This window comes from Polaromonas sp. P1_G2 (assembly GCF_056405515.1).
In genome coordinates this window covers 1-362 of sequence record NZ_JBFUBY010001736.1, presented here as the reverse complement: position 1 = coordinate 362, position 362 = coordinate 1, and the positions used below count along the sequence as shown (strand labels likewise).

General features: G+C 58.3%; 1 protein-coding gene. It reads right to left on the bottom strand.

Going from position 1 to position 362, the window contains the following annotated elements:
• Positions 1-336, bottom strand: a 336-nt coding sequence (locus AC1D0P_RS32355; RefSeq protein ID WP_477680458.1) for a hypothetical protein, incomplete at its 3' end; no start/stop codon positions are given.
• Between the last annotated feature and the right edge of the window lie 26 nt (positions 337-362).

Sequence of the window (362 nt, the reverse complement as noted above, 5' to 3'; positions counted from 1 at the left end):
CGAAAGATCCCAGTCCGCGACGAATGCCGTCACAGCCGGCCGAAGCGCCTCGGCGCCCTCATATTTGCGAGTAAAGCCGCCGAGACGTTCGGTGCCGATGATCTGAAACCGGGCATTGGAGGCAAATCGGCCCATTACTCCCTCGGTGGCAACGGTCGGATCGTCTCCGTTGCGGACTACAAAGAATCCTTCGGCAAGCGCACGCACGTCTGCTGAATCTGCCATTGATATCCGAAACCGGGCATTGGAGGCAAATCGGCCCATTACTCCCTCGGTGGCAACGGTCGGATCGTCTCCGTTGCGGACTACAAAGAATCCTTCGGCAAGCGCACGCACGTCTGCTGAATCTGCCATTGATATCC